At 59.7% G+C, this 10,761-nt stretch carries 9 protein-coding genes; 5 read left to right on the top strand and 4 right to left on the bottom strand.

Going from position 1 to position 10,761, the window contains the following annotated elements:
* Positions 1-56: 56 nt before the first annotated feature.
* Positions 57-917, top strand: a complete 861-nt coding sequence (locus tag C2846_RS11885; protein ID WP_119701533.1) for an NAD-dependent epimerase/dehydratase family protein — start codon at positions 57-59, stop codon at positions 915-917.
* Between the two features lie 9 nt (positions 918-926).
* Here the strand turns inward: C2846_RS11885 and C2846_RS11880 are convergent, their stop codons facing one another.
* The 4 genes from C2846_RS11880 to gmk form a co-directional block, all read right to left on the bottom strand.
* The gene (locus tag C2846_RS11880) at positions 927-1,307 is read right to left on the bottom strand and encodes a RidA family protein (protein WP_119701532.1); all 381 of its coding nucleotides are present in this window, start codon (positions 1,305-1,307) and stop codon (positions 927-929) included.
* A gap of 18 nt (positions 1,308-1,325) precedes the next feature.
* Positions 1,326-3,461, bottom strand: coding sequence for a bifunctional GTP diphosphokinase/guanosine-3',5'-bis pyrophosphate 3'-pyrophosphohydrolase (spoT, locus tag C2846_RS11875; protein WP_119701531.1), 2,136 nt, complete (start codon positions 3,459-3,461; stop codon positions 1,326-1,328).
* A 65-nt stretch (positions 3,462-3,526) separates the two neighbouring features.
* Entirely contained in the window at positions 3,527-3,787 is a 261-nt protein-coding gene (gene rpoZ, locus C2846_RS11870) for a DNA-directed RNA polymerase subunit omega (protein ID WP_080049040.1), read from the bottom strand.
* A gap of 84 nt (positions 3,788-3,871) precedes the next feature.
* Complete coding sequence (gene gmk, locus C2846_RS11865) at positions 3,872-4,495, bottom strand: guanylate kinase (protein WP_080049041.1); 624 nt, start codon at positions 4,493-4,495, stop codon at positions 3,872-3,874.
* A gap of 634 nt (positions 4,496-5,129) precedes the next feature.
* On the opposite strand from gmk, the gene C2846_RS11860 reads away from it, so the two are divergent.
* From C2846_RS11860 to C2846_RS11845, 4 genes are all read left to right on the top strand, one after another.
* A complete protein-coding gene (locus tag C2846_RS11860; protein ID WP_080049042.1) occupies positions 5,130-6,440 on the top strand; it encodes a nucleotide sugar dehydrogenase in 1,311 nt (436 codons plus the stop codon).
* 146 nt (positions 6,441-6,586) lie between these two features.
* Positions 6,587-8,014: a mannose-1-phosphate guanylyltransferase/mannose-6-phosphate isomerase gene (locus tag C2846_RS11855; RefSeq protein WP_080049043.1), complete on the top strand. Its 1,428-nt coding sequence runs from the start codon at positions 6,587-6,589 to the stop codon at positions 8,012-8,014.
* 11 nt (positions 8,015-8,025) lie between these two features.
* On the top strand, positions 8,026-9,573 hold the full coding sequence (locus C2846_RS11850; protein WP_095625852.1) for a glycosyltransferase: 1,548 nt from the start codon (positions 8,026-8,028) through the stop codon (positions 9,571-9,573).
* Positions 9,574-9,591: 18 nt separating this feature from the next.
* A complete protein-coding gene (locus C2846_RS11845; RefSeq protein ID WP_080049045.1) occupies positions 9,592-10,755 on the top strand; it encodes a PilZ domain-containing protein in 1,164 nt (387 codons plus the stop codon).
* Positions 10,756-10,761: the final 6 nt, after the last annotated feature.

Here is a 10,761-nt window from a genome sequence, read left to right as displayed (position 1 = left end):
AGTCGGACTAGGATCGATAGTTCGTAGCATAGCGCCTTGATCGATAGAGGAAAACAATGAAACGGGTTCTGGTGGCAGGATGTGGAGATCTGGGGTCAGCATTGGCTTTGCGCCTGCTGGCACGCGGCTGGCAGGTTTATGGTCTGCGCCGCGACACCTCTGGGCTGGCGCCCGGAATAGAGCCGTTGACGGCGGATCTGTGCGAGCCGCAGCAACCTGCTCAGTGGCCGGCCCAGATCGACTATGTGGTCTACTGCCCAGCCGCTGGGCGGCGTGATCCGGAGTTGTATCAGCGTTTGTATGTGGACGGTTTGCACCACCTGCTGGGCTGGTTGGCTCAGAACAAGCGCAAGCCGCGTTTCCTGCTGCAGGTTTCCAGCACCGCCGTCTATGCCCAGGCCGATGGTCAGTGGGTCAGCGAGAACAGTCCGGCACTGGCGGCCAGTGACACCGGCCGCTTGTTGCTGGCCGCTGAGGATCTGGCTTTGCGCAGCGGTATTCCAGCCTCGGTGGTGCGCCTGGCCGGTATCTATGGTCCGGGGCGGACCCGGTTGATTGAGCAGGTGCGGGCAGGTCTGCAGGTAGCGACCGAGCCGGCCCAGTACACCAACCGCATCCATCGTGACGATGCCGCTGCGCTGCTTGAACATCTGCTGTTGTTGGCCGATCAGGACGAATTGCTGGCACCCTGTTACCTGGGCGTGGACGACGAGCCGGCAGCCATGCACGAGGTAGCGGCCTGGCTGGCTGGACAGCTGGGGGTTGAGTCGCGTGAAGACGGGCCGGTCAGCACCCGCGTAGGCAGCAAGCGCTGCAGTAATGCCCTGGCGCGCGAAAGTGGCTGGGCGCCGCAGTATCCGAGTTATCGGGAGGGTTATGCCGCCCTGCTCGGTGAACAGGACGGCGCTGGTAGCTGACAGTAACTGTCAGCCGACCACCATCACCCCATCCATTTCCACCGGTACGCCCTTGGGCAGGGCGGCGACGCCGATCGCGGCGCGGGCCGGGTAGGGCTGCTTGAAGTAACGGGCCATGACCTCATTGACCAGGGCGAAATGACCCAGGTCGGTGAGGAAAATGTTCAGTTTGACGATGTCCTGCAGGCTACCGCCAGCCGCAGCGGCTACGGCGCTGAGGTTGTCGAATACCTGGCAGACCTGCGCTTCGATACCCTCGACCACTTCCATGGTGGCAGGATCAAGCGGGATTTGCCCGGACAGGTAGACGGTATTGCCGACCTTGATGGCCTGGGAGTAGGTGCCAATAGCAGCAGGCGCCTGGTCACTGGTGATGACTTGCTTGTTCATGGAATCTCCGGATCGGATTCAGTTTTTCAGGCGGGTGATTCGCATCACCCCGTTGAGGGCGCGAATGCGCTTGATCAGTTGTGACAGGTGCAGGCGGTCACGCACCCGGACTACCAGTTGCACCACGCTGACCCGGCCGTCGCGCTCATCGACACTGATCTTGTCGATGCTGGCGTCGGCCACGGTAATGCTGGTGGCGAGCTGGGCGATGATGCCGCGCTGGTGCTCCAGTTCGACCTTGAGTTCGACGGTGAATTCGCCGCTGACGTCCTTGTCCCAGGTCAGATGCAGAGTCTTTTCGGTATTGTGCCGGCTGTCGGCCAGGTTCTTGCAATTTTCCTGGTGGATCACCATGCCCTTGCCGGAGGACAGGTAGCCGACGATCGGATCGCCGGGGATCGGGTTGCAACAGCGGGCGAAGCTGATCACCAGGCCTTCGGTACCACGGATTGCCAGCGGCTTTTCGCGACTGTTGGGTTCGGTGACTTCGGGCTTGGTGGTTTCGGTCTCGACGCTATCGCGTTCCAGCAGGCGGCGGGCGACCACATAGGCCATGCGGTTGCCCAGGCCGATATCGGCCAGCAGGTCTTCCATCAGCTCCAGGCCGCAGTCGTTCAGAACTTGTTGGACATGGGGCTCGGGAATGTCGGCCAGGCAGGTATCGAAGCTGGCCAGGACCTTGTCGAGCAGGCGCTCGCCGAGTGCGATTGACTCCGAGTGGCGCTGATGTTTGAGGAAGTGGCGGATGTTGCCACGGGCCTTGCCGGTGATGACGAAGCTGAGCCAGGCTGGGTTCGGGCGGGCACCGGGAGCGGTGATGATCTCCACCGTCTGGCCGCTCTGCAAGGGTTCGGATAGCGGCGCCAGGCGTCGATTGACCCGACAGGCGATACAGCTGTTGCCGATGTCGGTGTGTACCGCGTAGGCGAAATCGACCGGGGTCGAGCCCTTTGGCAGCTCCATGATCCGGCCTTTGGGGGTGAAGATGTAGACCTCGTCAGGGAACAGGTCGATCTTCACGTTCTCGATGAACTCCAGCGAGTTGCCGGCCCGCTGCTGCAGCTCCAGCACGCCTTTGAGCCATTGCCGGGTGCGGGCATGGTTGCCGTTGAGCACTTCGTCCTTGGATTTGTACAGCCAGTGGGCGGCGATGCCATTGTTGGCCAGCTCTTCCATTTCCTCGGTGCGGATCTGGATTTCGATCGGTACCCCGTGCATGCCGAACAGCGTGGTGTGCAGCGACTGGTAGCCGTTGGCCTTGGGAATTGCGATGTAGTCCTTGAAGCGCCCGGGGAACGGCTTATACAGGCTATGTACGGCGCCCAGTGTGCGGTAGCAGGTATCGGCCTTGTCGACGATGATGCGGAAGGCGTAAACGTCCATGATCTCGTTGAACGCTTTGCGTTTGCCGCGCATCTTCTGGTAGATGCCGTACAGGTGCTTTTCGCGGCCCATTACCTTGCCCGGTAGGCCCTCGCGCTCGAGCAGACTCTGCAGTGACTCAAGAATCTTGTTCAGCAGTTCCTTGCGATTGCCGCGGGCGTTGCGTACGGCGCGCTCGATCAGTTGCGAACGCATCGGATACATGGCCCGAAAGCCCAGGTCCTCGAACTCGGTGCTGAGGCTGTGGATCCCCAATCGCTGGGCGATGGGTGCGTAGATCTCAAGGGTTTCCTTGGCGATCCGGCGACGTTTGGCCGGTTGCAGCGCGCCCAGGGTGCGCATGTTGTGCAACCGGTCGGCCAGCTTGACCAGGATCACCCGGATGTCCCGGGCCATGGCCAGGGCCATCTTCTGGAAGTTTTCGGCCTGGGCCTCGGCCTTGGTCTCGAAGTTCATCTGGGTCAGCTTGCTGACCCCGTCGACGAGATCGGCCACGGTCTCGCCAAACTGCTGAGTCAGGGCGTCCTTGGGGATTCCGGTGTCTTCGATGACGTCGTGCAGCATAGCGGCCATCAGGCTCTGATGGTCCATGTGCATGTCGGCAAGGATGTGGGCGACCGCCAGCGGATGGGTGACGTAGGGTTCACCGCTGCGGCGGGTCTGGCCGTCGTGGGCCTGCTCGGCGTAGTAGTACGCGCGCCGGACCAGATTGATCTGCTCTGGCTCCAGATAACTGCCGAGTCGGTCGGCGAAGGTCTCTATGCTGGACATGCAGTCCTCCCCTGGCCGCGGAAGCGGCTCTTAACGCTGGGGCAGGCAGACCTTCGCAATCGGCTTTACTCCGCGGTGAACTCGGATTCCAGCGAGTACAACGGCTCCTGCTGATCCTGCAGGGCTTCTTCAGCCAGGATCTCGTTGGAGACCAGGCCTTCAGCGATTTCCCGCAGGGCTACTACGGTGGGCTTGTCGTTTTCCCAAGCGACCTTGGGATCCTTGCCGCCGGTGGCGATTTGACGCGCACGTTTGGTGGCCAGCATGACCAGTTCGAAACGGTTATCTACATTTTCCAGGCAGTCTTCAACGGTGACGCGGGCCATGGTGTACTCCGGGGACGGCTAGCATAAAGAAACAGGCGCATTCCGCTCGGGAATGCTGGACCTGACAGTCTACTGAATCGCCGGTCACTCTGACAAGAGTGCCGTCAGCAGCGGGGTGTGGCGATTTTGCTGGTGCGCAATATCCAGTCGGCCGCTGCGCATGATCGCCTTGAGGTCATCCAGCGCAGTGTGGAAATCGTCGTTGATCACCAGGAAGTCGTATTCGACATAGTGGCTCATTTCATCGATGGCCTGGGTCATGCGCCCTTCGATCACGCTGTCCTCATCCTGGCCGCGATTGGTCAGGCGCTCGCGCAAGGCTTCACGCGAAGGTGGCAGGATAAAGATCGAACGGGCCAGGGGCAGGGCCCGGCGCACCTGTTGGGCGCCCTGCCAGTCGATTTCCAGAATCAGGTCATAACCTTCAGCCAGGGTGCGTTCGACGGTGCTCTGGGAGGTGCCGTAGAGATTGCCGAAAACTTCAGCGTGCTCGAGAAAATCGCCGGCACTGACCTGCTCAATGAACTGCTCGCGACTGGTGAAATGGTAGTTCACGCCATCCACCTCGCCGGGGCGGATCGGCCGGGTGGTATGTGAGACCGAGACGCGCAGGTCTGCGACCTGATCGATTAGTGCCTTGACCAGGCTGGTTTTGCCGGCGCCGGAGGGGGCGGAAACGATGTACAGGGTGCCGCTGGCGTGGGTCATGGATCCTGGTGTCCTGCTGGCTGGTGAATGGGCTGCTGGCGGGGATTATATAGGCACTTGCCTCTAAGGCGGGAATCACTGCGCACAAGAGAGTGTGGTTTGGCCCGGGTGTGGTAGTCGGAGTGGCTGGTCATATGTGCACTTTGCAGAGCGGAGCTGTTGGCCTTTTGCTACCGGATGATATAAGCGGCACAAACTTTAATAAAGTTTCGGCAATAAAAAGCAATGAGTGGAAGTGGCATTTTGATGTGTCTGAGTTAATATTGCAGAAACATTGCGAGGGCGGCGTTATAAAAATGGCGCCATAACTTTTACGCTAAAACTTGCGGCTCGTTGTTTTGGGTGTGTTTTGCATATAAAGAAGAATGCGCCGAAATAGCCGGCTTGACGGAGTTTTGGCGCCAGCAAAACTTCGGCAAAAAAAGTTGCCATAGAAAAAAACAATTATTATTACCGCGGTTGCCCCCTTGAAAACCCTCATTCTTCTGCGCATCCTGTGCGCAAGTTGGACACCCAAAGCTTAGTGCACCTCTTCGAGTGCAGCCCCGCACCGCAAAATAAATCCCACAAGGACGTCGGGTTTGGCTTTCGTCTTTTTTTACTCATTGCCAAATAACCATGGAGGGATATTCCCATGAATATCAGCATTTTCGGTTTGGGGTATGTTGGTGCAGTCTGTGCTGGCTGCTTGTCATCGCGTGGACATCATGTTGTTGGTGTTGATGTTTCACAAACCAAGATCGATCTGATCAACCAGGGTAAGTCTCCTATTGTTGAACCGGGCCTGGAAGAGTTGTTGCAGGCCGGATTGCAGTCCGGACGTCTGCGCGGCACGACCGATGTCCAGGAAGCGGTACTGAGCACCGATTTGTCTTTTGTCTGCGTCGGTACGCCGAGCAAGCGCAACGGTGACTTGGACTTGACCTACATGGAGATCGTCTGCCGGCAAATCGGTGAAGTGCTGCGCGACAAGTCCGATCGTCACACCGTGGTAATCCGCAGCACCGTATTGCCGGGCACCGTGCACAATGTGGTGATTCCGGCGCTGGAAGCCACCTCCGGCAAGAAGGCCGGTGAAGACTTCGGGGTGGCAGTGAACCCGGAGTTCCTGCGCGAAAGTACCGCAATCAAGGATTACGACTTCCCGGCCATGACCGTGATCGGTGAGTACGATCAGCTTTCCGGCGAGCTGCTCGAAGAGCTGTACCGCGATCTGGATGCGCCAATTTTCCGCAAGAGCATTCAACTGGCGGAAATGATCAAGTACACCTGTAACGTCTGGCATGCAGCCAAGGTGACCTTCGCCAACGAAATTGGCAACATCGCCAAGGCTTGCGGCGTCGATGGCCGCGAGGTCATGGATATCGTGTGCCAGGACCACAAGCTCAATATCTCCCGTTACTACCTGCGCCCGGGGTTTGCCTTCGGCGGCTCCTGTCTGCCTAAGGACGTGCGTGCGCTGACCTACCGCGCCGGGCAACTGGATGTCGAGCATCCGATGCTGGCTGGGATCATGCCGAGCAACCGCCATCAGGTCGATCGTGCCTTTGACCTGATCAGCCGCCATGACAAGCGCAAGGTCGGCATGTTGGGGCTGAGCTTCAAGGCCGGCACCGATGATCTGCGTGAAAGCCCACTGGTCGAGCTGGCGGAAAAACTGATCGGCAAGGGCTATGACCTGCGCATTTACGATCAGAACGTCGAGTACGCCCGGGTATTTGGTGCCAACAAGGAATACATCGAATCGAAGATCCCCCATGTGTCGTCGCTGCTGCATACCAGTCTCGAAGACGTGATCGCCCAGTCGGACATTATCGTGCTCGGCAATGGCGATCCGCGCTTCGGTGAGCTGGTCAAGCAGCCGCCACAGGGCAAGCAGGTCGTTGACCTGATCGGCTTCATGGAGCAGTCGAGCAACGGTGCTCAGGAAGGGATCTGCTGGTAACGCAGCAACAACAATAACGCAGGGGCGGCTAGTCGCCCCTGGCCCGGGGACGTCGGGCTTTCACTGCCTCGTGCAGATCAACGTGATCGGCTGTTGTGACAGTTGGGTGAGCCACCTGGTGGTTTCGCATTGACATGGAGAACGACATGATTCCTCTGATTCTTTCCGGCGGTAACGGCACGCGGTTGTGGCCGCTGTCGCGCAAACTGTTTCCCAAGCAATTCCACGCCCTGACCGGCGACCACACGCTGTTCCAGCAAACCCTGCTGCGCCTGGATCTGCCGGGCGTCGAATCGCCGCTGGTGGTGTGCAACTGCGAGCATCAGTTCATCGTCGAGGAGCAACTCGACAATATCGGCATGCGCGCGCAACAGGTACTGCTTGAGCCATTTGGCCGCAATACGGCGCCAGCCGTGGCGCTGGCGGCGTTGCAACTGGTCGAGCAGGGACGTGACGAACTGTTGCTGGTATTGCCGGCCGATCATCTGATCGCCAATACCCAGGCCTTCCATCAGGCCCTGGAGCGGGCCCGACTGGCGGCCGAGCGTGGTGCGCTGGTGTTGTTCGGAGTGCCGGCTCGGCAACCTGAAACCGGTTATGGCTACATCAAGGCCGGCGGCTCGGGTAGCGGCCCGGTACCGGGGGCGCTGGCGGTCGAGCGGTTCGTCGAGAAGCCCGATCTGGCCACCGCCCAGAGCTACGTTGAGGACGGCAGCTATTTCTGGAACAGCGGGATGTTCCTGTTCCGTTGCAGCCGTTATCTGGAAGAACTGCAGCGCCACTCCCCGGATATCTACGACACCTGCCGTCTGGCGCTGGAGCGCAGCCGGCGCGAGGGCGAGAACGTGCATATCGACCGTGAAGTGTTCGAGTGCTGCCCGGATGACTCGATCGACTACGCGGTGATGGAAAAAACCTCGGCGGCCTGTGTAGTGCCGCTGTCTGCCGGCTGGACCGATGTCGGTTCCTGGACCGCGTTGTGGGAAGTTCAGGACAAGGACGCGCGCGGCAATGTCGCCCTGGGTGACGTATTGCTGCAGGAGAGCAGCAACAACTATGTGCACGCCACCAACAAACTGGTGACGCTGATCGGACTGGACGATCTGGTGGTGGTTGAGACCAGGGATGCAGTGATGATCGCCCACAAGGACAAGGCCCAGCAGATCAAGGATGTCGTCAACCGCCTGGCTGCTGACGGGCGCGACGAGGTTCACAGCCATGTCCAGGTCTTCCGGCCCTGGGGCAATTACGACTCGGTTGATCTGGGTGAGCGCTTCCAGGTCAAGCGCATCACCGTCCAGCCTGGCGCCCGGCTGTCTCTGCAGATGCATCACCATCGGGCCGAGCACTGGGTGGTGGTCTCCGGTACGGCGCAGGTCACCTGTGACGACAAGACCTTCCTGCTGACCGAGAACCAGTCGACCTATATCCCGGTCGCATCGGTCCATCGTCTGGCCAACCCCGGCAAGATTCCGCTGGAAATCATCGAAGTTCAGTCCGGCAGTTACCTGGGCGAGGACGATATCGAGCGGCTGGAAGATGTCTATGGCCGCACTGCGGCCCTGGCCCGTTAATCGAGGACAACATGCAAGGATCCGAAGCAAATCAGGCGCCGGTGCGCGAGTTTCTGGATACCGAGTTCCAGCGCCCAGGGTTACGCAGTCTGTGTGGCTGGGCCTGCCTGTTCGCGCTGATCGCCCTGGCGTCGAACATGGTTGACCCCAGCTACCTGGACCCGGCCCACCACAAGTTCATCTTCATCATCGGGTTGTTGGGGATCTGGCGTTACAGCAACGCCATTACCCACTACCTGCGCGGGATGTATTTCCTGCACTGGCGCTTCCCGCGTATTCGCCGGGCGGTGGAGAAGATGGGGGACGATGCCCTGCCATCGCATATGTACATGGTGGTGACCAGCTTTCGGATTCCTGGCGAGACCACCTATAAGGTCTATCGCTCGGTGTTCGAGGAGTTGCAGCGTATGCCGGTGGCCAGCACGGTGATTGCTTCGATCGTCGAGAAGGCCGATGAAAACTTCATCAAGCAGATCATGCGCGATGTGGTACGTGAGCGGGCGGATATCCAGTTGGTGATCGTTCGCGCCCGGGGGACCGGCAAACGCGACGGCCTGGCCCATGCGTTTCGGGCCCTGTCTCGGCGGATGCCGGTACAGGGCGCCGTGGTCGGTGTGGTCGATGGCGACACCATGATGCTGCCGGGCTGTGTCGAACGGGCGGTCAAGCTGTTTGCCTATCTGCCCAGCGTCGGCGGTCTGACCACCAACGAGTTCTGCCAGGTTGAAGGCGGCAAGCTGATGAAGGAGTGGCACTCGATGCGCTTCGTTCAGCGCCATATCAATATGTGCTCGATGGCGCTGTCCAAGCGGGTCCTGACCATGACCGGGCGACTGTCGTTCTTCCGCGCCGAGGTGATGATCGACCCCGAGTTCATTCGTGATGTTGAAGCCGATTTTCTCGAGCACTGGCGCCTGGGCAAGTTCCAGTTCCTGACCGGGGATGACAAGTCCTCCTGGTTCAGCCTGATGCGTGCCGGCTGGGACACCTTCTACGTACCCGACAGCCACACCCTGACCGTCGAGCATCCACCGGACCGCAACTTTTTCCGGGCGACCCGGCAGTTGATGTATCGCTGGTACGGCAACTCGTTGCGGCAGAACTTTCGCGCCACCCGGGAACTCGGCCTGCGCCGGCTCGGCCCGTTCGCCAGTTATGTGCTGTACGACCAGCGGGTGGCGATGTGGACCTGCTTGGTGGGGCTGACGGGGGCGCTGGTTGCCGGCCTGGTGTTCGGCATCCAGTACCTGCTGATCTATCTGTTCTGGATCCTGTTGTCGCGCAGCCTGGTGTGTTTGTTGTTCTTTCTGACCCGGCACCCGGTGGATCCGCTGTACCCCTTCGTTCTGTATTACAACCAGATCGTCGGTTCGTTGATGAAGGTGTACTCGATGTTTCATATGGATCAACAAAGCTGGACCCGACAGAAAACTACGCTGAAAAGCAGCAACAACCTTGATGCGGCACTGAACCGCTGGACCTCGAAAGGGATGCTGATGGCATCGATAGCCATCTTTTTCGGCGTCATTACGGTTCTTCTGGACCTCTCACAACTCTGAAATTAAAGGCCATAGGATATGAGCACTTCGGTTCTTTCTGACCAGGTCGTCCATGAAGCGATCGACGAGCGTCAGCACATTCGCACCAGAATTCCGGCCAAGGCCCGGTTGACCGGTGGCAGCGGGTCACCCATCACCTGCGATGTTCAGGATATTTCCCTGGGCGGCGTCGGGCTGGTGTGTGCCGAGCCACTGAAGATCGGCAGCCTGTACGCAGCGGTCATTCGCCTGGGCATCAACGGCGTTGATCTCGACCTCAAGGTCAAGATCAAAGTGGTCAAGCAGGATGGCGATATCGTCGGTGCCCAGTTTGTCGATATGGACCCGAAAAAGGCCGACATTCTGCGCTACATCATCTCGTCCTACATGTCGGGTGAAATTGCCGATATCAATGGCCTGTTCAACGTGATGCAGCGCGAGAACTACATTAAGGAACGCAAGCAGAAGTACGACACCCGGCGTACCCCCCTGCAGCGCCTGCGAGCTGGTCTGGGAACCCTGGTGTTTCTATTGATCGGTCTGTTGGCGCTGACCTATGTGGTGCACAAGGCCTATCTGCTGTTTTTCCGGATTCCGGCGGCCCAGGCGCTGGTCACGGCTAACGCCTATCGCATCATCATGCCGGAGAACGGCAATGTCAGCTTCCTGATCCCGCCAAGCCTCACAGAAGTCAGTGCCGGTCAGCCGGTCGCCAGCGTTTCGACCCAACTCAACACCAGCCTGAGTTCGCCGGCCGATATCGCGGCGATGATGGATCTGGCCCCGGGTGACGTCGAAGCCCTGCTGGGCCGCGCCACCATCGAAACGGTGATCGCCAGCCCCTGCGACTGCACCCTGTTTTACCCCGGCAGCCAGCTTGACGGCTTCGGTTACAAGGGCGAGCCGCTGGTGCATCTGCTGCCCAAGGACCAGCCCCTCTATGTCAAGGCCAGCGTGCCGTTCGACAAACTTGAGAAGCTGCGTCGTACCCGCAACGTCAGCCTGACCGTTTATGGCGCTGACGCAGCCGTGGCTGGCACCATCGTTAACGCTTCGGTGAACGAGCAGTCGCAGATGCTGGTGCTCGATATTCTGCCAGAAGCGCCGCTGGATCTGGGCAGCTACCAGAAACCGGTCTGGGTTGATTTCACTCTGGGGCTACCCGGCATGCCGGGGCTCGAGATCATGGACGAGATGCTCTGAGGGAGC

This window comes from Pseudomonas jilinensis (assembly GCF_003586265.1).
Lineage (GTDB): Bacteria > Pseudomonadota > Gammaproteobacteria > Pseudomonadales > Pseudomonadaceae > Halopseudomonas > Halopseudomonas phragmitis.
The sequence above is the reverse complement of the archived record's forward strand: the minus strand, read 5'-3'. Positions and strand labels throughout refer to the sequence as shown.

Excerpts from the sequence above, each read along its gene's own strand:
- C2846_RS11885 (WP_119701533.1), top strand. The coding sequence starts at position 57 with ATGAAACGGGTTCTGGTGGCAGGATGTGGAGATCTGGGGTCAGCATTG.
- C2846_RS11880 (WP_119701532.1), bottom strand. The coding sequence starts at position 1,307 with ATGAACAAGCAAGTCATCACCAGTGACCAGGCGCCTGCTGCTATTGGC.
- spoT (WP_119701531.1), bottom strand. The coding sequence starts at position 3,461 with ATGTCCAGCATAGAGACCTTCGCCGACCGACTCGGCAGTTATCTGGAG.
- rpoZ (WP_080049040.1), bottom strand. The coding sequence starts at position 3,787 with ATGGCCCGCGTCACCGTTGAAGACTGCCTGGAAAATGTAGATAACCGT.
- gmk (WP_080049041.1), bottom strand. The coding sequence starts at position 4,495 with ATGACCCACGCCAGCGGCACCCTGTACATCGTTTCCGCCCCCTCCGGC.
- C2846_RS11860 (WP_080049042.1), top strand. The coding sequence starts at position 5,130 with ATGAATATCAGCATTTTCGGTTTGGGGTATGTTGGTGCAGTCTGTGCT.
- C2846_RS11855 (WP_080049043.1), top strand. The coding sequence starts at position 6,587 with ATGATTCCTCTGATTCTTTCCGGCGGTAACGGCACGCGGTTGTGGCCG.
- C2846_RS11850 (WP_095625852.1), top strand. The coding sequence starts at position 8,026 with ATGCAAGGATCCGAAGCAAATCAGGCGCCGGTGCGCGAGTTTCTGGAT.
- C2846_RS11845 (WP_080049045.1), top strand. The coding sequence starts at position 9,592 with ATGAGCACTTCGGTTCTTTCTGACCAGGTCGTCCATGAAGCGATCGAC.